This is a genomic window from Candidatus Paceibacterota bacterium (assembly GCA_035546035.1).
Lineage (GTDB): Bacteria > Patescibacteriota > Minisyncoccia > Phycocordibacterales > UBA6065 > UBA6065.
The window spans coordinates 32,448-54,923 of sequence record DASZXC010000001.1 but is presented as its reverse complement, the minus strand read 5'-3'; the positions used below and the strand labels follow the sequence as shown (position 1 = coordinate 54,923).

Annotated in this window: 25 protein-coding genes; 24 read left to right on the top strand and 1 reads right to left on the bottom strand. The window is 55.6% G+C overall.

Annotation, left to right across the window (positions count from 1 at the left end; all coding sequences use genetic code 11):
• The first annotated feature begins 2 nt into the window (after nucleotides 1-2).
• The 24 genes from VHE10_00255 (at nucleotide 3) to trpS (ending at nucleotide 21,585) form a co-directional block, all read left to right on the top strand.
• Nucleotides 3-1,796 carry an alanine--tRNA ligase gene (locus VHE10_00255; GenBank protein HVU06221.1) on the top strand — a complete coding sequence of 598 codons (1,794 nt, stop codon included), beginning with the start codon at nucleotides 3-5 and terminating at the stop codon, nucleotides 1,794-1,796.
• Between the two features lie 37 nt (nucleotides 1,797-1,833).
• The gene (locus VHE10_00250; GenBank protein ID HVU06220.1) at nucleotides 1,834-3,051 is read left to right on the top strand and encodes a hypothetical protein; all 1,218 of its coding nucleotides are present in this window, start codon (nucleotides 1,834-1,836) and stop codon (nucleotides 3,049-3,051) included.
• Nucleotides 3,052-3,066: 15 nt separating this feature from the next.
• Nucleotides 3,067-4,551: a hypothetical protein gene (locus tag VHE10_00245; protein ID HVU06219.1), complete on the top strand. Its 1,485-nt coding sequence runs from the start codon at nucleotides 3,067-3,069 to the stop codon at nucleotides 4,549-4,551.
• A gap of 53 nt (nucleotides 4,552-4,604) precedes the next feature.
• On the top strand, nucleotides 4,605-4,817 hold the full coding sequence (infA, locus tag VHE10_00240) for a translation initiation factor IF-1 (GenBank protein ID HVU06218.1): 213 nt from the start codon (nucleotides 4,605-4,607) through the stop codon (nucleotides 4,815-4,817).
• A 13-nt stretch (nucleotides 4,818-4,830) separates the two neighbouring features.
• Nucleotides 4,831-4,947 (top strand): 50S ribosomal protein L36, encoded by a 117-nt coding sequence (rpmJ, locus tag VHE10_00235; protein ID HVU06217.1) that lies wholly within the window; start codon nucleotides 4,831-4,833, stop codon nucleotides 4,945-4,947.
• Nucleotides 4,948-5,066: 119 nt separating this feature from the next.
• A complete protein-coding gene (rpsM, locus tag VHE10_00230) occupies nucleotides 5,067-5,447 on the top strand; it encodes a 30S ribosomal protein S13 (protein ID HVU06216.1) in 381 nt (126 codons plus the stop codon).
• Nucleotides 5,448-5,455: 8 nt separating this feature from the next.
• Nucleotides 5,456-5,890 carry a 30S ribosomal protein S11 gene (gene rpsK / locus VHE10_00225; GenBank protein HVU06215.1) on the top strand — a complete coding sequence of 145 codons (435 nt, stop codon included), beginning with the start codon at nucleotides 5,456-5,458 and terminating at the stop codon, nucleotides 5,888-5,890.
• A gap of 15 nt (nucleotides 5,891-5,905) precedes the next feature.
• Nucleotides 5,906-6,520 (top strand): 30S ribosomal protein S4, encoded by a 615-nt coding sequence (gene rpsD / locus VHE10_00220; GenBank protein ID HVU06214.1) that lies wholly within the window; start codon nucleotides 5,906-5,908, stop codon nucleotides 6,518-6,520.
• A 22-nt stretch (nucleotides 6,521-6,542) separates the two neighbouring features.
• Nucleotides 6,543-7,505 carry a DNA-directed RNA polymerase subunit alpha gene (locus VHE10_00215; GenBank protein HVU06213.1) on the top strand — a complete coding sequence of 321 codons (963 nt, stop codon included), beginning with the start codon at nucleotides 6,543-6,545 and terminating at the stop codon, nucleotides 7,503-7,505.
• A gap of 43 nt (nucleotides 7,506-7,548) precedes the next feature.
• Entirely contained in the window at nucleotides 7,549-7,902 is a 354-nt protein-coding gene (gene rplQ, locus VHE10_00210; protein ID HVU06212.1) for a 50S ribosomal protein L17, read from the top strand.
• 11 nt (nucleotides 7,903-7,913) lie between these two features.
• Complete coding sequence (gene rplM / locus VHE10_00205; GenBank protein HVU06211.1) at nucleotides 7,914-8,264, top strand: 50S ribosomal protein L13; 351 nt, start codon at nucleotides 7,914-7,916, stop codon at nucleotides 8,262-8,264.
• Nucleotides 8,265-8,271: 7 nt separating this feature from the next.
• Nucleotides 8,272-8,697 (top strand): 30S ribosomal protein S9, encoded by a 426-nt coding sequence (gene rpsI, locus VHE10_00200; GenBank protein ID HVU06210.1) that lies wholly within the window; start codon nucleotides 8,272-8,274, stop codon nucleotides 8,695-8,697.
• 189 nt (nucleotides 8,698-8,886) lie between these two features.
• Complete coding sequence (locus VHE10_00195) at nucleotides 8,887-9,360, top strand: nucleotide exchange factor GrpE (GenBank protein ID HVU06209.1); 474 nt, start codon at nucleotides 8,887-8,889, stop codon at nucleotides 9,358-9,360.
• A 35-nt stretch (nucleotides 9,361-9,395) separates the two neighbouring features.
• On the top strand, nucleotides 9,396-9,707 hold the full coding sequence (locus VHE10_00190) for a hypothetical protein (protein HVU06208.1): 312 nt from the start codon (nucleotides 9,396-9,398) through the stop codon (nucleotides 9,705-9,707).
• A 73-nt stretch (nucleotides 9,708-9,780) separates the two neighbouring features.
• On the top strand, nucleotides 9,781-11,667 hold the full coding sequence (gene dnaK / locus VHE10_00185) for a molecular chaperone DnaK (protein HVU06207.1): 1,887 nt from the start codon (nucleotides 9,781-9,783) through the stop codon (nucleotides 11,665-11,667).
• A gap of 63 nt (nucleotides 11,668-11,730) precedes the next feature.
• A complete protein-coding gene (gene dnaJ / locus VHE10_00180; GenBank protein ID HVU06206.1) occupies nucleotides 11,731-12,837 on the top strand; it encodes a molecular chaperone DnaJ in 1,107 nt (368 codons plus the stop codon).
• A 216-nt stretch (nucleotides 12,838-13,053) separates the two neighbouring features.
• The gene (locus tag VHE10_00175) at nucleotides 13,054-14,787 is read left to right on the top strand and encodes an ABC transporter ATP-binding protein (protein ID HVU06205.1); all 1,734 of its coding nucleotides are present in this window, start codon (nucleotides 13,054-13,056) and stop codon (nucleotides 14,785-14,787) included.
• A gap of 138 nt (nucleotides 14,788-14,925) precedes the next feature.
• Nucleotides 14,926-15,480 carry a hypothetical protein gene (locus tag VHE10_00170; GenBank protein ID HVU06204.1) on the top strand — a complete coding sequence of 185 codons (555 nt, stop codon included), beginning with the start codon at nucleotides 14,926-14,928 and terminating at the stop codon, nucleotides 15,478-15,480.
• A gap of 63 nt (nucleotides 15,481-15,543) precedes the next feature.
• Nucleotides 15,544-15,873: a hypothetical protein gene (locus VHE10_00165; protein ID HVU06203.1), complete on the top strand. Its 330-nt coding sequence runs from the start codon at nucleotides 15,544-15,546 to the stop codon at nucleotides 15,871-15,873.
• 10 nt (nucleotides 15,874-15,883) lie between these two features.
• Nucleotides 15,884-16,759, top strand: a complete 876-nt coding sequence (locus tag VHE10_00160) for a hypothetical protein (protein ID HVU06202.1) — start codon at nucleotides 15,884-15,886, stop codon at nucleotides 16,757-16,759.
• Between the two features lie 9 nt (nucleotides 16,760-16,768).
• Complete coding sequence (locus VHE10_00155; protein HVU06201.1) at nucleotides 16,769-18,403, top strand: ATP-binding protein; 1,635 nt, start codon at nucleotides 16,769-16,771, stop codon at nucleotides 18,401-18,403.
• A 33-nt stretch (nucleotides 18,404-18,436) separates the two neighbouring features.
• Nucleotides 18,437-19,735 carry a histidine--tRNA ligase gene (hisS, locus tag VHE10_00150; protein HVU06200.1) on the top strand — a complete coding sequence of 433 codons (1,299 nt, stop codon included), beginning with the start codon at nucleotides 18,437-18,439 and terminating at the stop codon, nucleotides 19,733-19,735.
• Nucleotides 19,736-19,755: 20 nt separating this feature from the next.
• Nucleotides 19,756-20,577 (top strand): hypothetical protein, encoded by an 822-nt coding sequence (locus tag VHE10_00145; GenBank protein ID HVU06199.1) that lies wholly within the window; start codon nucleotides 19,756-19,758, stop codon nucleotides 20,575-20,577.
• Between the two features lie 36 nt (nucleotides 20,578-20,613).
• Nucleotides 20,614-21,585: a tryptophan--tRNA ligase gene (trpS, locus tag VHE10_00140; protein HVU06198.1), complete on the top strand. Its 972-nt coding sequence runs from the start codon at nucleotides 20,614-20,616 to the stop codon at nucleotides 21,583-21,585.
• Between the two features lie 95 nt (nucleotides 21,586-21,680).
• On the opposite strand, the gene VHE10_00135 is transcribed toward trpS, so the two are convergent.
• Nucleotides 21,681-22,469: a hypothetical protein gene (locus VHE10_00135; protein ID HVU06197.1), complete on the bottom strand. Its 789-nt coding sequence runs from the start codon at nucleotides 22,467-22,469 to the stop codon at nucleotides 21,681-21,683.
• Nucleotides 22,470-22,476: the final 7 nt, after the last annotated feature.

The window sequence follows — 22,476 nt, the reverse complement described above, 5'->3', positions numbered from 1 at the left end:
CTATGACATCAGCCGAAGTCCGCAAACGATTCCTGGCCTTTTTCGAAAAGAGGGGGCATGCCATCATACCTTCGGCCTCTCTCGTGCCTGAAAACGACCCGACGGTGCTTTTCAATACCGCGGGCATGCAGCCTTTGGTCCCGTATCTCATGGGCAGGGCGCACCCGCAGGGCGACAGGCTCGCTGATTTTCAAAAATGCGTCCGCACGGGCGATATAGACGATATCGGCGACAATACGCACCTGACGTTCTTCGAGATGATGGGCAACTGGTCGCTCGGCTCGTATTTCAAGGAAGAGGCGATCGCATGGAGCTATGAATTGCTCACGTCGAAAACCGAAGGATTCGGTCTCGACCCGAAGCGCCTCTACGTGACAGTATTCGCCGGCGATGAGAATGCCCCGCGCGACGACGAGGCTGCGCGTATCTGGGAATCGGTCGGCATGCCAAAGCATCGCATCTATTTCAAGGGCGCATCGGCGAACTGGTGGCCCGCGGTCAAGAGTAAAGAACCGGGCAAAGACACGTGGACCGGCCCGACCGGCCCGTGCTCCGAGATGTTCTATGACCTTACTCCCGAAGGATTGGGCGATCTGACGCCTGAACAATATGACGCCGCCGACGAAGCGCAGAAAGTCGTCGAGATCTGGAACGACGTATTCATGGAGTACGAGAAAAAGGACGGAAAGATCGTCGGCAGGCTCGCCAAAAAGAACGTGGATACGGGTTCGGGCTTCGAGCGCGTCTGTACGGTGCTCCAGAAGAAATCGAATGTGTTCGAGACCGATATATTCGCGCCTATCATGGCTATCGCAAAAACGTTGGCAGGCGATATCCGTCGCCAGCGCATCATTTCAGACCACATCCGTACCGCGACATTCATGATCGCCGACGGGGTCGTCCCTGCGAATACCGATCAGGGCTATGTTCTGCGCCGCATCATTCGCCGCATGGTATTCAATACCGATGCCAAGAAGCTCGACCGATCGTCCGTCGAGACGCTGATCGGCATCCTCGTCGAGCAGTTCAGCGCTTTCTATCCGAATATCGAATCGGGCGAGGCAACGATCATCGATGAGATATCGAAAGAGGCTGATAAGTTCGCGAAGACTCTCGATCAGGGCGTTAAAGAATTCGAAAAGCTTGCTAAGACAGGAAAAGTAACCGCTACCGACGCATTCACGCTCTTTTCGAGCTATGGATTTCCTATAGACATGACCATCGAGCTTGCGCGGGGCAAGGACCTCGTCGTAGACCGCGGCGCTTACGAGATCGAATTCAAAAAGCACCAAGACCTCTCCCGCGCCGGCGCGGAGCAGAAATTCAAAGGCGGTCTCGGCGACACATCCGATATGTCGCTCCGCTATCACACGGCGACCCATTTGCTCCACAAGGCGCTCCACGAAGTGCTTGGCGACCATGTTATGCAGAAGGGTTCGAATATCACGCCTGAACGTTTGCGTTTCGACTTTACCCATACGGCGAAGATGACCGATGACGAGAAAAAGCGCGTTGAAGACATCGTGAATGCAAAAATCAAGGCAGCGCTCCCGGTCAATAAGGTAGAGCTTCCAAAAGAGGAAGCTCTCAAGACGGGCGCATATCATTTCTTCGGCGACAAATACGGCGATGTCGTGTCTGTCTATTACATCGGCGACGATCTCGCGGGCGCATATTCCAAGGAATTCTGCGGCGGTCCGCACGTCATGAACACCAAAGAGCTCGGCACGTTCAAGATCCAGAAAGAAGAAGCAGTTTCTGCGGGTGTCCGCCGCATCAAAGCGGTGTTGAGCTAGCCTTAGCTCGTACCTCTTTTTGGTCTATAATAAGACCATGTTCTCCCTATTCCGTCCTCACGCCGAGCTTGGCATCGTATTCCACATCGGGACCGCGTCCGTGGGCGCGGGTCTCGTCAGGTTCGAGCACGGTAAAACGCCTCACGTCGTATACACGCTCCGCGAACCGATCCCGTACCGGGGAGACGTGGATCCCGAGCGCTTCATGAACGAAATGCTCGATGCATTGAAGCTCGTAAACGAGAGGCTTTCGAAAGAAGGCCTCGCGCATCTCAAATTCACCGAGCTCGGCGGGCTTGCATCGGCCCGGCGCATCCGCCACGTCGTATACGTGTTCTCGTCGCCGTGGACCGTCACGGAGACCAAGGTCGTCACGCTCCGCGAAAGCGAGCCGTTTGCCCTGACCAAAGAGCAGGTAGACAAGGTCGTCGCGACCCACGAAAAGATGTTCGAGACCGAAATGGTCGGCGACAATGAAAATGCTCTCAAGGGATTGAAAGTCATCGAGCATAAGGTCATAGACATACGGCTGAACGGATATCAGGTCAGCGATCCGTATGGAAAGAAGGCCCATAGCGCGGACATATCGTTTCTCACGAGCCTCATTCCCGCCTCTCTGTATCAAAAGGTGAACGAAGTGTCAGTGAAAGCGTATCATCCGAAAGACACCAAGGCTTTTTCGTTCGCTCTCTCTTCGTTTTCCGTTATCCGCGACGCATTCCACGAAGAGAGCGATTTCATGTTCCTCGATATAGGCGGGGAGATATCTGACGTGACCATCGTCCAGAACGGGCTTATATCCGAAACCGCGAGCTTTCCGCTGGGCCGCCATTTCATCATCCGCCGCATACGAAAAGCTCTTGGCGGTTCGGCGGCCGAAGCCACGTCCTTGGTCCGTCTGGTCGAAGAAGGCCGCGCCGACAAATCCGTCGAGGGCAAGCTCCGTCCGATCATGGAAACGGCCGGCGACGAATGGATGAAAGGCTTCAGAGACGTGCTCGAAAAGGCATCGAGCGGCGCTTCGCTCCCGACGAAGATATTCGTCGTCATCAATAACGATCTCGTGCAGTTCTTCATGCGCGCGCTCCGGTCGGAAAAAGTCTCCGAATTCGGCATCGGCGAGGCTCCGTTCTTCGTCACGCTCGTCAATCACGACAAATTGAAGCCGCTGGTGACGTTCGGCAAACGTGCGGATAAGGATCCGTTTATGGCGATTATCGCCGCATTCGCAGGGAGGGTGCACGATGGTGTATAATCAGGCAAACATTCTATGGCACGAAAACCGATGCAAGATATCGTACCGAAGGGAAGCCGTTCCATACGGAATATCCCTTTGCGCGAAGATAGGGTCGCCTCGATCGATGACGATGGGGCAGAAAACGTAAAGATAAAGATCGCCAAGCAGCCTGCCCGCGCGCCAAGGATCGCCCGAAAGAAGGAGGTAACCCAGGAAGAGATTCGGGAAAAGCAGCGCGCCGTCGAGGAGGCCGCTGAAAAGCGCAGCGTGGATGAAGAACGGGAGCGCGAGGCCGAACGCGAAGTCGAAGAAGACAAGAAGCGCGAGGAAGAGGAGAAAGAAAGCCTCCGCAAGGCCCGCGACGAATTCGAGCAGGGCCGTGCCAAGAGGTCGCGCCGCGGCCGCTCGTCGAGCAAGCGCGGCCTTATGTACCTCGGCGGAGCCGTCTTCATCGTCGTCGCTCTTGCGGTTCTCGTCACGAGCATATTCCACAGCGCGACGGTAACCGCGACGCCTCGAACGCTCGCGTTCACGGCCGATGCAGATCTTGTCGCCAAGAAATCGCCCGCCGCGGGCGAGCTCGCCTTCACTCCGTTGACCGCTACGACGCAATCAATGGCGACCGTAAAGGCGAACGGTCAGAAGCAGGTCTCGACCCGTGCTTCTGGAACCATCGTCATCTATAACAATTACAGCACCGCGTCGCAGCGCCTCATCAAAAATACCCGATTCGCGACGCCGGAAGGGCTTATCTACCGCATCTCTGACTCTGTCACCGTTCCCGGCAAGAAGGGAACTACGCCGGGCAGCGTCGAGGCTGTAGTCATGGCTGACGAAGCAGGTGAAAAATACAACGTCGGCCTCAAAGACTTCACCATTCCGGGATTCAAGGGCGATCCTCGCTATAATTCCTTCTATGCGCGATCGAAGACGCCTCTCGCCGGCGGTTTTAACGGCATTCAGAAGATCGTCGCCGACGCTGACCGTGTCAAAGCTAAGTCCGATATAGAGGAAAAGATCACCGACGACCTTCTCAAGGCCGTTCAGGCCAAAAAAACGACCGATCAGGTTCTCTACGACAAGGCGTATGCTATTGCATTCACTGCCTTGCCCGACGAGGCGGACGGCGACCAAGTCGTGATCAAGGAAGAGGGAACGATCTCGGCCGTCGTATTCAATCGCGAAGACCTCGGCGCCGCGCTCGCTCGGACCTATATCAAAAATTACAAAGACGATCCGATCACCGTCCCGAATGCGGATAATCTGACCTTTGCTCCGAAGGATTTCAAGCCGAATGCCGACAGCGTCTCCTTCCATATCTCCGGCGCCGCTACGTTCCAGTGGGTGTATGATGCGGATGCCCTCGAACAGGCTCTCGCCGGCCAATCGCGCTCCTCGACCGCTTCGATACTCCAGCAATTCCCTATGATAGAGAAAGCCGACATCTCTATCCGTCCCTTCTGGTCGCGTTCATTCCCGAAGGGCGTCGATAAAATTGAGATCAAGGAGGCGATATAAGCCTCGCCTTTACAAGGCTCTATTATTAGTCTATACTGCTTTTCACGTTCTCAATGGCAGATCAAAACAAACCAAGCGTCCTGGGCGTCGTCACCGAAGCCCTTCCGAACACCTTTTTCAGGGTAGAGCTCGAAGACGGCAACCAGATACTCACGTATCTCGCCGGCAAGATGAGGATGAACCGCATCAGGGTTCTCGTCGGAGACAAGGTTAAAGTGGAGCTCGAACCCTACGGAGGAAAGGGCAGGATCGTTCAGAGGATGTAAAAAAGCGAACAAAATGCGAGTAAAATCATCAGTAAAGAAAAAGTGCGCGAATTGCAAGGTAGTCCGTCGAAAGGGCTACGTGTACGTCGTGTGCAAGTCGAATCCACGCCATAAGCAGCGCCAGGGCTAGACTTATTTTTGGCTACATGTTAGGATGCTAACTCCGACCCTTACAGAATAAAAACGCCGTTTCCAGACGTTTTCATTTTTTATTTTAGCCCCCAAACTAAACTTTTAATCCCAGCCTTCATGCGAATCCTCGGCATCACCCTTCCAGACGAAAAGCGCATAGAGATTGCCCTCACGGCGCTCTACGGCGTCGGACGTTCGCGTGCCCTCGAGATTCTCGCCGAAGCGAAGGTCCAGCCGAGCAAGAAATCCAAGGAAGTGACCGCCGACGAGGAGAATGCCATCAAGAAGGCGATGGAAGGCCTCAAGATCGAGGGTGATCTCAAACGCGAAGTCGCTTCCAACGTGAAGCGCCTCAAGGATATCAAGGCGTATCGCGGCGTTCGCCACCAGCGCTCGCTCCCGGTCAACGGCCAGAGGACTAAGACGAACTCCCGAACCCGCCGCGGCAACACACGCAAGACCATGGGCACCGGACGAAAGGTAGCTGAAAAGAAATAATCACCAACATGGCTGAACCAAAGAAAAAGATCGAAGATAAGAAGGCGCCGGCGGCAGAAACAAAGAAAGAGGCCGTCGCGAAGGCTCCTAAGAAAAAGGTGGACACCGGCGTCCTCTTCGTTCAGTCTACCTATAACAACACCCTTTGCCTTCTCACGGACGCATCGGGCAACGCGCTCGCGCAATCGTCTGCCGGCGCCCTCGGATTCAAGGGTGCTAAGAAAGGCACTCCTTTTGCTGCCGCGAAGGTGGGCGAAGTCCTTGCCGACAAGGCAAAGCTCATGGCCATGAAAGAGGTCGCCGTCGTCATCAAGGGCGTCGGATCGGGTCGCGAGTCCGCAGTCCGAAGCTTCATCACTAAGGGTATCGCGATCTCGTCGGTGAAGGACGTCACGCCTGTGCCTCATAACGGCCCGCGTCCTCCACGCCCTCGACGCGTATAAATTTTAATATCGAACATGATAAACGGACCAAAATATAAGATCGCGCGCCGCCTCGGAGCAAATATCTTCGAGAAGACGCAGACCGCCAAGTTCGCCCTCCGCGCCGAGCGCAAAGGGGGACAGGGAGGCAAGGGTGGATATCGCCCTAAAGGCGAATTCGCGACCGCGATGCTCGAGAAGCAGAAGGTTCGCTATACCTACGGCGTCATGGAGCGCCAGTTCAAGAAATACGTCAAGGAGTCGGTCGCCAAGAAGGGCGTCAACACCGTCCAGGCCCTTTACGAGCGCCTCGAGACCCGCTGCGACAACGTCATATACCGCCTCGGCATCGCTCCTACGCGCCTCGCCGCTCGCCAGATGGTTGCCCACGGCCAGATCATGGTCAACGGTGCCCGCACCTTCAGCCCTTCGTACGCCATCAAGGTAGGCGACAAGATCGCTATTCGACCTGCGAGCCTCAAAAAGCCTCTCTTCAAGGACCTCGACGAGAAGATGAAGAAGGTCGCGACCCCGACATGGCTTTCATATAACAACGACAAGAAAGAGGCCGAGATGACCGCCGCGCCGAAGTTCAACCAGACGGAAGTCCTCTTCAATCTGGGGCAAGTGATCGAGTTCTATAGCCGTTAATCAATTTCGTAATAACAAACGTATGAACGAAACCAACATCGTGCTCCCTTCGAAGCCAAAGATCGTCCTCGAAAAGGACAATCTCGGCGTGTACGAGATAGACGGCCTCTATCCCGGCTACGGCCATACCCTCGGCAACTCGCTCCGCCGCATCATCCTTTCGTCTCTCCCGGGCACGGCCGTCACTCATGTGAAGATCGCGGGCGTATCGCATGAATTCTCGACTATCAACGGCGTGAAGGAAGACGTCATCACCCTTCTCCTCAACCTCAAGAAGCTCCGCATCAAGGTCGCTACGACCGAGACCCAGACGCTTTCGCTCAAGGTCAAGGGCGTCAAGGACGTCGCCGCGGCCGACATCAAGGTCCCCGGCCAGGTAGAGATCCTCAATCCGGAGCTCCATATCGCCTCCGTAACTGATAAGAGCGCGGAGCTCGATATCGAGATCACCGTCGCCCACGGCCTCGGCTACGTATCGAAGGACGTTCTCCAGAAGGAGCGCGTAGATATCGGCACCATCGCTCTCGACGCGACCTTCGCTCCGATCAAGCGCGTCAACTACGAAGTAGAGAACATGCGCGTCGGAGACCGAACCGATTTCAACCGCCTCAAGATCACTGTCGAGACCGACGGCACCATCACGCCTCACGAGGCTCTCGAGAAGTCGATCAGCATCATGATCACCCAGCTCAAGGCCATCGTCGGCTTCAAGGAGGAAGAGCCTGTCGCCCCTGCATCGGAAGAGAAGTCTGAAGCTGCTGGCGGCGCGAAGAGGGAGCTCGACACCGAATTCCTCAAGACTAGGATCGAGACCCTCGGCCTCTCGCAGAGGACGACCAACGCTCTCGCGAATGCGAATATCCGCACCGTCGGAGGCCTCGCGCGCAAGAAAGAGGCGGACATCGAGAACATCGAAGGCCTCGGCCCGAAGGGCATCCAGGAGATCCGCAAGGCTCTTTCGGAGTACGGCATCACCCTTAAGTAGACAAATCATAGAAAATCTGTAAACTTGAGCCTCTAAACACGCCATGCGACACCACGAGAAATTTCGAATACTGGGCAGGGAAAAAGGACAGCGCGCCGCGCTCGTCCGCTCTTTGGTGCGTTCGCTCATTATCCACGAAGGCATCACTACGACCGAGGCCAAGGCGAAAGAACTCCGCAAGTTCATCGAGCCTATGGTAACCAAAGCCAAGAACGGCACCCTCGCCAGCCGCCGCCTCCTCGTTTCGAGGATCGGCGACGCAAAGGCTGCGAAGAAGCTCGTCGAAGTTATCGCCCCTGCTCACAAGGCGCGCACGGGCGGCTATACCCGCGTCATCAAGCTCCCGCTCCGCAAGTCTGACGGCGCGAAGATGGCCCATATCCAGTTCGTAAAATAATCATTACTCCCATGCGAACTACCCACACTATAGACGCACAGGCGAAGAAGATCGGACGAGTGGCCACCGAAGCCGCCAAGATCCTCATGGGCAAGAACACGACCGCGTACGCTCCGAACGTCATCGCCGACGTCGAAGTCCGCATCGTTAACGCTTCGAAAGCCGACATCTCGACCAAGAAGAAGGAGGAGAAGGTCTACCGCCGCTATACCGGCTATCCGGGCGGCCTCATAGACACTACGATGAAGCGCATGATCGAAAAGAAGGGTACGAGCGAAGTTTTCCGCATCGCGATCAAGGGCATGCTCCCGAAGAACAAGCTCACCCCGAGGATCATGAAGAACCTCACGATCACCGAATAAACCTTTTATGAACGCAACCGAGACTAAAACCAAATATTTCGAAGCGGTCGGCCGACGCAAGACGGCAGTCGCCCGCGCCCGCATCACGCCTGCCGCAAAGCAGTCGTTCGAGCTCACCAATTCTGATGGCGTCACGAAAGATCTCGCCGGCTATTTTGCCACGGCCGAGATGCAGGCTATCGGCGAGGCTGCTTTCGTAGAATCGAAGATCGCCCAGAAGTTCAAGGTCACCGCTATCCTTTCGGGCGGCGGCATCCACTCGCAGGCAGAGGCTCTCCGCCACGCGATCTCCCGTGCCCTCCTCGATTACGACCTCGAGCTCCGCAAGAAGCTCAAGAAGCTCGGCTTCCTCAAGCGAGACCCCCGCGCAAAGGAGCGCAGGAAGTTCGGTCTCAAGAAGGCCCGCAAGTCTCCTCAGTGGAGCAAGCGCTAGCAAAGCAAATAAAAACACCCCAGGGCTTGGCGGGGTGTTTTTATTTGCTTTGGAGGTTAAGGTACGCCTTGCGCTCGGTTCATCAACAATAAACAAGAAAGGATTTCAGGTACGCCTGCCCCGTAACACGGGCGGCTTTTTGTTGCAAATTTATTGACTGGGCGCGCTGATTTCATTAGTATGTCCGTAATGGAGCAGACTGAAATAGACAAGATAAAGGCCGAACGCGACGAATATCTCGCGGGCTGGCAGCGCGCCAAGGCTGATTTCGCCAATCACAAGAAGCAGACCGAAGCCATGATGAAGGAATTCAGGACGATGGCGAACGAAGGCCTCGTCGAGGAGCTTTTGCCCGTGCTTTCTTCATTCGAAATGGCATTCGCGAACAAGGCTGCCTGGGAAAAGGCCGACAGGAACTGGCGTTCGGGCGTCGAATACATATATGGCCAGCTCAAAGGCGTACTCGATCAGAACGGTCTCAAAGAAGTCGGCGCAGCAGGGGAGACATTCGATCCGAATCTCCATGAAGCGGTCAAATATGAGCCGACCGATGATACGGCAAAAGACAATACGATCATTTCTGTCATCGAAAAGGGCTATAAGCTCGGCGCCAAGCTCATCCGCCCGGCGAAAGTCGTCGTCGCTGAACCAAAAGCGAAATAGCTTGCGTACTATATCTGTAAGGTATACTTAAAATAATGCTGACCAAGAGGCCACAATTCCATATCGTCTCCCGCGAGGTGACCCTCGCAACGGGCGAGACCGTCCGCGCATTCTTCGCCGTCATAGAAAATAACGGCACCCGCGAAGTGTGTTTCCTCGGTACCAAGCCTCTCGATCAGGCGGCTCGCCGCGCGTCCGCCGTAGCGTCTACCCTCGCTCTGGAAGCTCCAAAGGCCCCTGTCTTCGCCGAGTTCTTCATCCCGTCGACGTATGAATACACGTCGCCGTTCTTTTCGCTCGACTTCCTCGTCAATCAACTCGCACGCGCTCCGTCGGCTGCTCGCTAGCCTGTCTGGCAGCTTCTTATTTCTGCCATTATTCAACCTTGCCGTCCCTTGCGCGGCCTAGCAGCACTAAACTATGTCAAAGATCATAGGTATCGACCTTGGTACCACTAATTCCGCCGTCGCCGTCATGGAAGGCGGCGAGCCCAAGATCCTCGAGAACGCCGAAGGCATGCGCACCACGCCTTCCATCGTCGCAGAGACCAAGACTAAAGAGCGCGTCGTCGGCGTCGTCGCCAAGCGCCAGTCAGTCACGAACCCGAAGAACACCGTATTCCAGATCAAACGCTTCATCGGCCATAATTTCGACGAGAACTCGGTACAGAAGGACGCGAAAGCCGTTCCTTTCGAGACCCGCAAATCCGATAACGGCGGCGTCGAAGTGAAGATGGGCGAGAAATGGTCTCGTCCCGAAGAGATATCGGCAATGATACTCGCCAAGCTCAAGGCGGACGCGGAAGCGCGCCTCGGCGAGCCTGTGACCGAAGCGGTCATCACCGTTCCGGCATATTTCAACGACTCGCAGCGCCAGGCGACGAAGGACGCGGGCAAGATCGCCGGCCTCGACGTGAAGCGAATCATCAATGAGCCTACGGCCGCAGCCTTGGCATACGGCTTTAACAAGAAGAAGGACGAGAAGATCGCCGTATTCGACTTCGGCGGCGGCACGTTCGATATCTCCGTCCTTGAAGTGGGCGAAGGCGTGGTCGAAGTCCGCTCTACGGACGGCGATGCGCACCTCGGCGGCAAGGATATCGACCAGAAGATCATCAACTGGCTCGCGGACGAATTCGCTAAGGAAAACGGCATAGACCTCCGCAAGGACGCTCTCGCCAAGCAGCGCCTCGACGATGCGGCCGAAAAGGCCAAGATCGAGCTTTCGACGGCGGTCGAGACCGAGATCAACATCCCGTTCATATCGGTAGGCTCGGACGGGCCGCTCCACTTGGTCAAAAAGATGACCCGAGCGACGCTCGAAGGCCTTTGCGCCGAATTTATCGACCGCGCCATGGAGATCACCAAGCGCGCGATGGAAGCGTCGCCGTTCAAGGTCGCTGATATCAATGAGGTTATCCTCGTCGGCGGCCAGACCCGCATGCCTGCGATGCAGAAAGCAGTGGAGGATTTTTTCAAGAAGAAGCCCCATATGGGCGTGAACCCTGACGAAGTCGTCGCATTAGGCGCGGCCATCCAGGGCGGCGTGCTCAAGGGCGACGTCAAAGACGTGCTTCTCCTCGACGTCATTCCATTGTCGTTCGGCATCGAGACTATGGGCGGCGTCGCGACTAAACTGATCGAAAAGAACACCACGATCCCCGCATCGCGATCGCAGGTATTCTCGACCGCAGCCGATAACCAGACGTCTGTAGAGATACACGTCGTCCAAGGCGACCGCGCTATGGCTCGCGACAACAAATCGCTCGGCAAATTCATCCTCGACGGCATCCCGCCGGCTCCTCGCGGCGTCCCGCAGGTCGAAGTCACGTTCGACATCGACGCGAACGGCATCCTGAACGTCAAAGCTAAGGAGAAATCGACCGGCAAAGAGCAGTCGATCAAGATTCAGGGCTCGTCGGGCTTGTCCAAGGAAGACATCGAGCGCATGAAGAAGGACGCTGAAATGAATGCGGCCGATGACGAAAAGAAGCGCGCGGAAGCTGAAGCGAAGAACATCGCCGAGCAGATGATATATACTGCAGAAAAGTCGTTGAAGGATGCAGGCGACAAGGTTCCTGCCGATATTCGCGGCGACGTCGAAGCCAAGGTCGCCGACCTCAAGAAGGTCAAAGACGGCAGCGACGCAGACGCCGTCAAAAAGGCGAGTGAAGCATTGTCCGCGTCGATGCAGAAAATCGGCGAAGCGATGATGAAAGCCCAGCAGGCGGCAGGCGCCGCGGACGGCGCAGGCAAGAAGGAGGGCGGCGATAGCGTCAAAGACGCGGAATATACTGAAAATAAGTAAAGCGGCCAACTCGTTTCCCGCGAATGGATCGCGGGAAACAGGGTGTCTACTTTCACCAAAGCAATGTCAAAAGACTATTACAAGATACTCGGAGTAGACAAGGGCGCATCGCAGGACGACATCAAAAAGGCGTTCCGCAAGCTCGCGCATGAGCATCATCCGGACAAGAAGACCGGCAATGCCGACAGGTTCAAAGAAGCCAACGAGGCATACTCCGTCCTCGGCGACGAGAACAAGCGAAAGCAATATGATACGTTCGGCTCGGCTGGGCCGGGCTTCGGGGGCGCCGGCGGTTTCAACCCGAATGACTTCGGCGGATTTGATTTCTCCGGATTCCAGGGCGGCTTCAACGGCGCGAACGGCGTCGAATTCGACCTCGGCGATATATTCGGAGATATTTTCGGCAGCGGAATGGGGGGCAGTCGCCAGAAACAAAAACGCGGCGCCGACATACAGGTAGACCTCGATATCGCCTTCGAAGAATCGATTTTTGGAGCGGAAAAGACGATCGTCTTGAATAAAGTATCGGCTTGCGCCGAATGCGCAGGTTCGGGCGTCAAAAAAGGCAGCAAGATGAAGACATGCCACACCTGCTCGGGCAAAGGCCGCGTTACCGAAGTCCGCCGATCCATCATGGGATCGTTCCAGACTACCCGGACGTGCGAAACCTGCCGCGGCGCGGGTAAAGAACCGGAAGAGAAATGCCCGGTATGCCGCGGCGCGGGCGTCACCAAGCGCAATCAGGAGATAAAGGTCAAAGTCCCCGCATCCGTCGAGAACGGCGAAATGGTGCGTCTCACCGGAGCAGGCGAAGCCGTTGCCGGGGGCCAATCGGGCGACCTCTATCTACGCCTTCACGTGAAAAAACACCCGACATTTCGCAAGGAAGGCAACAATCTCCTCACGGAGACGGCCGTAAAGCTCTCTGACGCGCTCCTGGGCGTGTCAATACCGCTCAAGACGCTCGACGGCGACATCGTCGTTAAGATCCCTGAAGGCATATCCGAAGGCGAAATCCTTCGCGTCAAAGGCAAGGGTGCTCCGACCACCGCGCGGGGCAAGGACGGCCACCGCGGCGACATTCTCGTCGTCGTCCATGTAACGATGCCGAAGAAGCTCTCCAAAGACGCGCGCAAGGCCGTCGAAGACCTGAAAAAAGAGGGAATCTAAGCTCGACCGAATCCTGCGGGAACAAATATAGCGGCCGCGGCGTAATACTTGCGGAAAGAAATACGCCAGTATTTTTGATCTTTCATATTCCATCTTCAACAACCCTCAACCAAGGACTTCACTGTGAAAGTAAGTTTCATTGCCAGGGCGTGGAAGCTGTGCCGTCCGTTCCAGGGGCCCCTGCTCTGGATAGCGACGGCGGTTTTCTGCGTTCAAGTGCTCAACCTCCTCTGTTTCTGGCTTTTTGGAAAGATCGTAGACCAGGGCACGGCCGAAGGCCGATACACCCTCGTCGCGGCCTTCTCGGCGGTGCTCGCGGCCCGATATTTCTGCGACTGGTCGAAATGGGTCGAGAACATCCGCAGAGTGACCTATCCTTTCGAGATGACGCTCTATGCGGAAGCCTTCGCCAAAGCGTTCGACGTACCCCTGTCTCTCATGGCCGAACGGCTTGCGGAGGACAGGGAGACCGTGCGCCGCGGCGCGTCCGCATTCCCAAAAATGGTACAGACGATCGTGTTCGACATACTGCCCATCGCATCCGGCATGGCCATAGCGGTCATCGGCATAGCCTGGATACAGCCCGTCCTGGGCCTCGTGCTCCTGGCAGGGTTCCTCGGATACGTCCGGCGGAACTTCGCCATAAGCAAAGGCATGCTCCCTGACGTCAAAGAGCTCGAGAGGCATAACAACGAGATCGAGCAGCGCTTCTGGGAAAGGTTCGACAATGCCCGCGAGGTCGTCCTTGCGGGCAAGCAGGGATACGAGGTGGCGTCCTTCAGGGCGGAATTCGCGAAATTCGAGGCTCGGGGCAAAAAGCTCTGGCTCAAGAGTTTCAGCGAAACGTACGCTTCGCGGGAGCCGATCTCGTTTCTGACGCTCGCCACGCTCTTCTTTCTGTCGCTCGTGTTCGCGGATGGCGGGATCATGACGAAAGGGCAGTTCCTCGTCGTCATGACGTGGTCGTTCGCCGGATTCGCTTCGATGGGCTCTATCGGATCGATCCAGCGGGACCTCCTCCAGGCCCGGGAGCAGATCGCGCGGTTCTTCGAGTATCTCGATCAATCTCCGTCCGCCAAAAAGCGGGCAGAGAGGGATAGGGGCATACGCGCGATCCCGGCCGAAGGCGACATCGTCTTCGAGAACGTCAGTTTCCGATATCCGGACATGGGCGGAGACAGGGATTACACGGTCGAGAACCTTTGCCTGATCATTCCTCACGGCAAGAATACGGTCATCGTCGGTCCTTCAGGTTCCGGAAAATCCACGCTCATCGCTCTCATCGCCGGCATCATCGAACCTGAAAAGGGGAGGATAACCGTCGGCGGACTGGACTTGCGGGACATTGACCATGATTCGTGGCTCCGGTCTCTCGGCATCGTCGAACAGCGTTTCGGCATATGGCAGGCGAGCCTCGGATATAACCTCGCCTATAGCGAAGCGGATCCGGACAAGCTCGACAGGGAATACCTGATGGGCACGCTCCGGAACGTGCGGCTGACGCATCTGTCCCCCGACGATCCGCTCGAATTCCGGATCGCCTCGAACGGCGCGAACCTCTCCGGAGGCGAGCGCCAGCGCCTGGCGATCGGGCGGGCCATCGTGCCCGGACCGGACGTGCTTCTCATGGACGAGCCAATGAGCGCTCTCGACCCCATGAACCGGAGGCTCCTCGACGACGCCATCAAAGCGGCGGTGCGAGGCCGAACGTGCATCATGAGCACTCACAATCTGGATATAGCCCGCGAAGCCGATCAGATCGTGGTCATGGAAGAGGGCAGGATCGTCGGGGCAGGCACGCATAGCGAGCTCCTCGACGAGAAGAAGGCGTGTGATATGTACTGCAATCTCATCCTCCGGTCTTCGGAGGAAGGGACGCTGCGGGTCGTCATGCGCGAAGCAGAGCGCCAGTCGGCCGGTCTCCGCGGGACGGAGAAGGCGACGGCATAGCGCAAGGAGCCCTGAAAGGGGCTCCTTTTTATTGACGGAGGGGGAGATATTGACTTTTGCCTATATATTGTGCTATAATATATTCGTAAACGCGGCACGACGCCGTACGCACATTAACTTCAAAGAAGGAGGTGTCCTATGGACCCCAAGATCCTCTGGAGCATCGCTCTGGGATCAGCCTTTCTCTGTTTCGCTCTCAACGCTTTTTGGAAAAGCAAGACCCAGAAGTCGAGCGCGGTCGCGGGATTCGTTCTGTGGCAGGCTCTCGACAACTGGATCGACCTCGCCCTCTATCCGGTCATGATCGGGTGGCTCGGCGAGATCAGGGGTTTTGCGGTCATGTTCGCCGTTACGCTGGTCGGGAATCTTCTCTACCTCGTGATCAACGGCAGGACGGAGGCCGACTGGACGCTGAGGGATACTATCCTGAAGCTTCCAGTCGTCCGCACCGTCTATGACTGGAAAATCGGCCCCCTCGCTGTCGGAAAGGCTCTCGGATTCGCCTTTTTCTCGATCAAGTTCGATTCGTTCACCGCGATCATCTACTTGTACGGGAAATCAGTCGATCTGCGAAAAGCGAAAGTCTGGATATTGTTCATTACGAGCCACGTCATCTGCAACGTCGCGTGGACTCTGTTGGTAGGAGGCTTGCTCGCTTTCGCAAAGATCTTGCTGAAAACGACCGGCTTCTGACGCGCAACCTTACAGGGTTGCGCGTTTTCTTTTGGTCCGGAAGGGCGTGCTACAATGACATACATGAATAGGATGCTTTTCTTCGTGCTCGCCGCAATGGTCTTGTCGGCCATCGGCGCCAATTTTTATACTTTCTACTACGAAAAAGACTATGATTTTCTCGTCGAGGCTCCGTGCGACGCTTCGGCGCATACATGCTTCGTAAGGGAATGCGACGACGGCGATTGCCCTCCGAACGATCTCTCGTCCTACAGAGAGTTCCACGTAAAGGCAGCCGATTTCGGATCATGCGCCGACGACACGTGCGCGGCCGAATGCGAATCGGGCAAGATGGCATGCGAGGAAAGGATATGCGATACCGCCGCCGGCGACGCCTGCTCGTCCGCAGAGTAACCTAATTTTCATGGCGACCGCGCAAAAAATAGCCTCCGACGTCCAGATTTCCACCGATACGGAACTCTCTTCGCTTATAGAGAGGCTGACCTCTGACCGACAGGCCTTCAACGATTTCATATATACGTCCCTTGAAGACGCCGCGAAAGAGCTGGCCGCGCGACACGAGGATTCAGGCATCGCTCGATACGTGGCGGATACACTGCCGGCGGGCGTGCCGGAGCCTCTGGCGAAGGCTCCGAAAGCCGTCCTCTTTCGTCAGCTCGCCACTCCGAACTACGAATTCCGCAGGTTCATAAGCATCGCAGACGCTATAGGCGATTTCGAGCCCCTGCTCTGGGAATACCATCAGGACAAATTCACGTCCAATAACGAGTGCAAAAAATCCTGGGGCAAGATGTCGTTCTATCTCGGCAAAGGCAAGAAAGGCGGCTCGAAGATCGCGCGATTCAACGTCATAGATTTCAATTCATATAACGGCAAAAAGATCGACGAGGTGAAGACGCTCTGGGGACAGAGCCTCATAGATTTCCATCACGAGCTCATCGAAAAGACCTATTCGGGCTTTCTCTTCCTGAAGCCGACCCTTTTCGACGCATCGGAGTGGTTTTCTCGATCAGGCGGCAATGCCAAAGACTATTATCGGAATTTCCTGACGCTTTTCCTTAAAAACGCTATCCTATTCGAAAACTTCATGCTCGATGAGAAGGAGATAGGGTTCACGAAGGAAGTATTCCTGCCTGCGTTCATAGAGATACTGAGATCGAGCGGCAGAAAGCCGCTTATCGTGGCACTCGAGCCGACGGACATCGAAGGCGAGGAGTTCTGGATGTGCCACCCATCCACCTCGATCGAGTATGTAAAAGGGAAGTCAGACTTGCTATAATCTGAGATCATGGACCTGAACACCTGCCTCGCCACTACGGAGAGCTACCACACGATCGCATACTATTCTCATCTCGTTCCGGTGTTCATCGCGGTTCTCCTGGGCGTCTTCGTCCTCTTCGCTTCGAGATTCTCGCTTCTCTCCAGAGTCTTCAGCATATTCGTGGGAACATTCTGTCTCTGGCTCATAGGCGACGTCATAGTCTGGACCCAGACCGACTATCATCTCGTCACGTTCTTCTGGGCGCCTCTCGATTATATAAACACCGTTTTCTATATCGCGGGCGCCTATTTCTTCGCCGTTCTCGTCAATAACGGAAACAAGATCCCCGCATGGCTCAAACTGACGTTCCTCGGGCTTTCGGTGCCGGCCTGGTGGATAACGGTGACGGGCGCGTCCATCATGGGCTTTAACCAGCCCGTATGCGAGGCTTTCAATAGCGAATTCCTTACGAACTATAAGCTCGCCATCGAATGGGCCGTCTGCATCTATATTCTGGTCTCCGGTATGGGCGCGCTCCGCAATTCCGATCGTGCTAAAAAGATACAGGTATCGGTGGTCGGCATCGCCCTGATCCTGTTCTTCGCGGTCTTCTCCGTAACCGAATACATATCGAGCCAGACCGGATATTACGAGCTGAATCTCTACAGCCTCTTCGTCCTGCCGGTGTTCCTCGCGCTCATCCTCTATACCATCACGAACCTCAAGATGTTCCAGTTGCGCCTCCTCGGCACGCAACTGCTCGTCTATGTCCTCCTGATCATGATCGGCTCGCAGTTCTTCTTCCTCGAGAACACGACGAACCAGATATTGACCATCATCACGTTCATCCTGTCGTTCTTCTTCGGCGTTACGCTCTTGAGGAATGTGAAAAAAGAGGCCGAGGCCCGCCGCAAGATCGAAAAGCTCGCCGCCGACCTCCAGAAGGCGAACACTCGCCTCGTCGAGCTCGACAAGCAGAAGACCGAGTTCATCTCGTTCGCGACGCACCAGCTGCGCAGCCCTCTGACGGCGATCAAGGGCAATACGTCGCTCATCCTCGAAGGCGATGTCGGCCCTATAGCCGAGCCGCTCCGCAACATCGTCCAGACCGTCTATTCCTCGGTCAAGACGATGATCAATGTCGTCGAAGACTACCTCAACGTATCGCGCATCGAGCTCGGCACCATGAAATACGATATGAAGGAGCTCGATTTCAAGGATATGGTGCAGGAAGTCGCGAACGAGCAGAAACCGAACATAGACGCGAAGGGCCTGGCGCTGAACGTCGTCATAGACGATTCGCAGACGTATCGCGTCAAGGCTGATCTGGACAAGTTCAAACAGGTCATCATGAACACCGTGGACAATTCCGTGAAATATACGCCAAAGGGCTCGCTCACCCTGTCGCTCGAAAAGGCGAACGGCAAGATCAGGTTCAAGGCCGCTGACACCGGCGTAGGCATCCGTCCGGACGTTCTGCCGAAGCTCTTCCAGAAATTCACCCGCGCTCCGAACGCATCGGAAGCCAACATCCACGGCACCGGCCTCGGCCTCTTCATCGCCAAAGAGATCATGAACGCCCACGGCGGTCGTATCTGGGCCGAATCGGCAGGCGAGGGCAAGGGCAGCCAGTTCTACGTGGAGTTGCCGGAGGTTAAATAGCCCTCATCAGTATCTTCTGCTAGTCTTATATCCATGGCCAAAATAGAGCCAAAACTTTTGAAAGGGTTCCGAGATTTCCTGCCCGAGCAGCAGATAGGGAGGCAGCGCATGATCGAAACCGTTAAGGCGTCATACGAATCGTTCGGCTTCGAACCGATCGAGACGCCGGCTTTGGAGTATTTGGAAACGCTCACGGGCAAATACGGCGACGAGGGCGACAAGCTCATGTATCGCTTCAAAGACAACGGCGACCGCGATGTGGCCCTTCGATACGACCTGACCATCCCTCTGGCGCGCCTCGTCGCGCAGAACGGCGACCTTAAAAGGCCGTGGAAGCGCTATCAGGTTTCGCCCGTCTGGCGTGCGGACAATCCGCAGAAGGGCCGCTACCGCGAGTTCTACCAGTGCGATGCCGACATCGTCGGTTCCGATTCGCCGCTCGCCGATGCGGAGATTTTGGCGCTTGCCGCAGGAACTTTGGCAAAGCTCGGTGTGACCGATTTCGTCGTGCGAGTGAATAGCCGGGCCATCATCAATGCTTTTTATGACTCTCTCGGCCTTTCGGCCGAAGCGAAGACCGCCGCTATCCGCGCCGTCGATAAAATGGACAAGATCGGCGCCGAAGGCGTCAAAAAAGAGCTCGGAACGGGCCTCGCGAACAACGCGGACGCGATCATCGGCTTTGCGCAGGTGTCCATTGATCCGATGAATGCTCGGGTAGACATCGCTGCGGTCGCCGAACGATTCCCGGCCATCAAAACGGCGGTCGCCGAGCTTATCTCCATCATCGAAAGCGCATCGGTACTGGCTCCGAAGGCTCGCTTCGTCATCGATTTCTCCATCGCACGCGGTCTGGACTATTACACCGGCATCATTTTCGAGACGACGCTCGCCAATGCGCCGCAATTCGGTTCCGTCCTGTCCGGCGGACGCTATGACGGCCTGATCGGCATGTTCTCGAACAAGCCTGTGCCTGCAGTGGGCGCATCGATCGGCCTCGACCGCCTCTATGCGGCTCTCGAGGAATTGAAATTGGTCGCGACGGAAAAGACCGTCGCCAAGGCGCTCATCGTCAATTTCGACGAGTCATTGCAAGCCGACTATTTGCGCCTTGCATCCGACCTCCGCGCGGCGGGCGTGAACACCGTCGTCTATTTCGATACCGCTGACATGAAGAAGCAGCTTTCATACGCGTCCGACAAGGGCATCAAATACGCCCTCATATACGGCTCTGACGAGGCCAAGGAGGGCAAGATCGTGATCAAAGATCTGGAGAAGGGGAGTCAGGAGAAGATCGCGTTCGGCGAAGTCGTTCGTTTGCTCAAAAAATAGGGGCGTTCTACACTATACCCATGTCCTTTAACGGGTATCAAAAGGCCTGTGCAGCGTTCTTCATCGCGCTTCTCGCGTTCTGGGCAGTGCTTTTCTTCGGCAGCGCGGGCGATACGACGGCAAGCAATATCTTCGTCCTCTGCTACGGTCTCATCCCGTTCTTCGGCGGCATATTCGCCCTCGCCGGATACCGAAAGTGGGGCGGCCTCTCGACCATACTCGGCAAAGCGATCCTGCTCCTCGGCTTCGGCCTCTTCCTCTGGGGTTGCGGCGAGATCACTTATGCGTACTACAACATATTTCTCCAGGTAGAGATCCCGTATCCGTCCATTGCCGACATATTCTTCGCTCCGTCGGTCTTTTTCTATACCCTCGGCGCCATATATCTGTCGGTGACGACGGGCATCGGTATGAGCCTCAAGAGCAAAAAGGGTCGGGCATTCGCCATCATCATGCCATTCATCATCGGCGCCATCGCGTATTATATTCTGATCATCGTAGGGAAGGGCGGGCTCCTGATATCGGACAGCAACAATGCATTAAAGACCCTGCTCGATATAGCATACCCTTTGGGAGACATCGTCAGCCTCTCGGTGTCCGTCGTGGTCGCAGGGCTTTCGTTCAAGTACCTGGGCGGGCGCTATAGATACGACGTCGTGCTCATCCTGGCCGGGCTCGCCGCCATGTTCGTCGCCGATTCGATATTCTCTTATACAACGACCGTGGGCACGGCATATAACGGCGATATCGGAGACCTGGCATTTACGGTCGCGGTATTCCTCCTGACATGCGGATTGCTCGGATTCAATAAGATCAAGAGCGAGATCGCGCCGGCGGATTAACGGGCTTTTCCCGGCCGTTTTTGCTACTATTTTCTCATGTCTCTCCCTAAGAAAACCCTCCTTTCGGGCGTAAAGCCGACCGGAAGGCCTCATATCGGCAACTATTTCGGCGCGATGAAGCAGTTCGTGGATCTTTTGAATACAGGAAAATACGACTGCTATTTCATGATCGCCGACTATCACGCGCTTAACTTCATCCAGAACGGCGCGACTATGCGCGAGAACATCATCGAGCTCGCCATAGACTATCTCGCTATCGGCCTCGATCCGAAAAAGGCGGTCTTGTTCAAGCAGTCGGACGTTTCGGCGCATACCGAACTCGCATGGATATTCGATACCATAACGACCATGCCGTACCTCATGCGCGCGCATGCGTTCAAGGACGCCGAGGCGAAAGACAAGGAGATCTCCGTCGGCACGTTCAACTATCCGATGCTCATGGCGGCGGACATCCTTTTGTACGGCACTGACATCGTTCCGGTCGGCTCTGACCAGAAGCAGCATGTCGAATATGCCCGCGATACGGCCCAGAAATTCAACAATATCTTCTGCCAGGGCGCAGAACCGACGTTCAAACTGCCGACCGACATGATCATCGAGAGCGTAAAGACCGTTCCCGGCACCGACGGCCGCAAGATGTCGAAGTCATACGGCAATACCATCAGCCTGTTCGCTACGGATGAAGAGATACAGAAAGCCGTCATGTCCATTGTCACCGATTCTTCCGGCGGCGTGCCCATGAACGTCCGCGCCATCCACGAATTGATCCGCGATAAAGACTATTTGGACAAGCTCTATGGCGACAATGCCGGCAAGTACAAGGCGCTCAAGGACGCTCTGGTCAAAGACCTCCAGGATTTCATCAGGCCCATGCGCGAACGCCGCGAGAAGATAGCGAAGAATCGCAAGAAGGTTGTGAAGATTTTGGAAAAGGGCGCAAAGCAGGCGAGGAAGAGGGCGGAGGGGATGATGGAGAGGGTGAGGGTGAGCGTAGGTGTTACACTCTGAAGGCCAGAAAGCTGTCGATACTTGGTTAGCGGAAATATAAAATATTCAAGAAAAAGCCGATAACTCTGCAAAATAGAGTTATCGGCTCGAATTAACTAGACTCGCGGCTGATTCCTCTCGAGGATCGCAAGCATTCTCTGGAGTTCCACTTGAAGCAGCCCCTTTTCGCGATGGGAAAGAGATCGTTTGAGCTCGTTCCACACGAATTCAGGCGCGACAGCGTCATCGCAATCGACCAAATCCCGGAAACGATTCTGACCATAACGTTTCCGTTGACTTTTTGTCAGGCTACGTCCTGCCATTTTCTCACACAAGGCAACTTCTTCGGTCGATAGACTGCCTGAGATCGCCTCGCGAATAAGAGTATCTTTCTGACGCTTTGTGAGTGTCAGAGTTGGATACTTGTTCAATATCGCCTCGATGAATTCGGGGGATAAAAAGCTGTGTCCGGTCCCTACAAGATGGTCGAGGACGGTTTGAGCGATTTGTTCATTCTCTGCAGCGATGCCTAGGGAAAAGACATGCCGATCTTCCTTGCCGCCGAAATCTTCACAGAGATAACGTAGAATATCCGGCTTGTCTTTAGAGTACTCAATGAGCTCGTCGAGAATTCCCCATTGGCTGGCGCCGATGCAGCATACGGCTTTCCAAAGAGGGTCGATCTCGGAATCGGAGAGGGTCTTCTTGATTTCATGACTGGTCCGCTCCAGATCAGAGTGCCTTTGGAAGCAGAGCTGCACCTGACAACAATACAGGGGTTCTTTTTCTTTAGTTGCCATTTTTGCGGCCGCATATAGATCGCCCGTAAGAGCAAATAGACCGGCAAGAGAAGGTTTTTTAGGTTCTTCAACAACAAGTCTTTCGATCGAAGGTAGTTTTTTCATGGTTCAA

Bases quoted from the DNA above. Each gene is read 5' to 3' on its own strand.
- hisS (HVU06200.1), top strand. From the start codon at position 18,437: ATGGCCAAAATAGAGCCAAAACTTTTGAAAGGGTTCCGAGATTTCCTG.
- VHE10_00245 (HVU06219.1), top strand. From the start codon at position 3,067: ATGGCACGAAAACCGATGCAAGATATCGTACCGAAGGGAAGCCGTTCC.
- VHE10_00215 (HVU06213.1), top strand. From the start codon at position 6,543: ATGAACGAAACCAACATCGTGCTCCCTTCGAAGCCAAAGATCGTCCTC.
- rpsI (HVU06210.1), top strand. From the start codon at position 8,272: ATGAACGCAACCGAGACTAAAACCAAATATTTCGAAGCGGTCGGCCGA.
- VHE10_00165 (HVU06203.1), top strand. From the start codon at position 15,544: ATGAATAGGATGCTTTTCTTCGTGCTCGCCGCAATGGTCTTGTCGGCC.
- rpsM (HVU06216.1), top strand. From the start codon at position 5,067: ATGCGAATCCTCGGCATCACCCTTCCAGACGAAAAGCGCATAGAGATT.
- VHE10_00195 (HVU06209.1), top strand. From the start codon at position 8,887: ATGGAGCAGACTGAAATAGACAAGATAAAGGCCGAACGCGACGAATAT.
- trpS (HVU06198.1), top strand. From the start codon at position 20,614: ATGTCTCTCCCTAAGAAAACCCTCCTTTCGGGCGTAAAGCCGACCGGA.
- rplM (HVU06211.1), top strand. From the start codon at position 7,914: ATGCGAACTACCCACACTATAGACGCACAGGCGAAGAAGATCGGACGA.
- infA (HVU06218.1), top strand. From the start codon at position 4,605: ATGGCAGATCAAAACAAACCAAGCGTCCTGGGCGTCGTCACCGAAGCC.
- rpmJ (HVU06217.1), top strand. From the start codon at position 4,831: ATGCGAGTAAAATCATCAGTAAAGAAAAAGTGCGCGAATTGCAAGGTA.
- rplQ (HVU06212.1), top strand. From the start codon at position 7,549: ATGCGACACCACGAGAAATTTCGAATACTGGGCAGGGAAAAAGGACAG.
- VHE10_00190 (HVU06208.1), top strand. From the start codon at position 9,396: ATGCTGACCAAGAGGCCACAATTCCATATCGTCTCCCGCGAGGTGACC.
- VHE10_00250 (HVU06220.1), top strand. From the start codon at position 1,834: ATGTTCTCCCTATTCCGTCCTCACGCCGAGCTTGGCATCGTATTCCAC.
- VHE10_00155 (HVU06201.1), top strand. From the start codon at position 16,769: ATGGACCTGAACACCTGCCTCGCCACTACGGAGAGCTACCACACGATC.
- dnaK (HVU06207.1), top strand. From the start codon at position 9,781: ATGTCAAAGATCATAGGTATCGACCTTGGTACCACTAATTCCGCCGTC.
- VHE10_00160 (HVU06202.1), top strand. From the start codon at position 15,884: ATGGCGACCGCGCAAAAAATAGCCTCCGACGTCCAGATTTCCACCGAT.
- VHE10_00145 (HVU06199.1), top strand. From the start codon at position 19,756: ATGTCCTTTAACGGGTATCAAAAGGCCTGTGCAGCGTTCTTCATCGCG.
- VHE10_00135 (HVU06197.1), bottom strand. From the start codon at position 22,469: ATGAAAAAACTACCTTCGATCGAAAGACTTGTTGTTGAAGAACCTAAA.
- rpsD (HVU06214.1), top strand. From the start codon at position 5,906: ATGATAAACGGACCAAAATATAAGATCGCGCGCCGCCTCGGAGCAAAT.
- rpsK (HVU06215.1), top strand. From the start codon at position 5,456: ATGGCTGAACCAAAGAAAAAGATCGAAGATAAGAAGGCGCCGGCGGCA.
- VHE10_00170 (HVU06204.1), top strand. From the start codon at position 14,926: ATGGACCCCAAGATCCTCTGGAGCATCGCTCTGGGATCAGCCTTTCTC.
- VHE10_00255 (HVU06221.1), top strand. From the start codon at position 3: ATGACATCAGCCGAAGTCCGCAAACGATTCCTGGCCTTTTTCGAAAAG.
- dnaJ (HVU06206.1), top strand. From the start codon at position 11,731: ATGTCAAAAGACTATTACAAGATACTCGGAGTAGACAAGGGCGCATCG.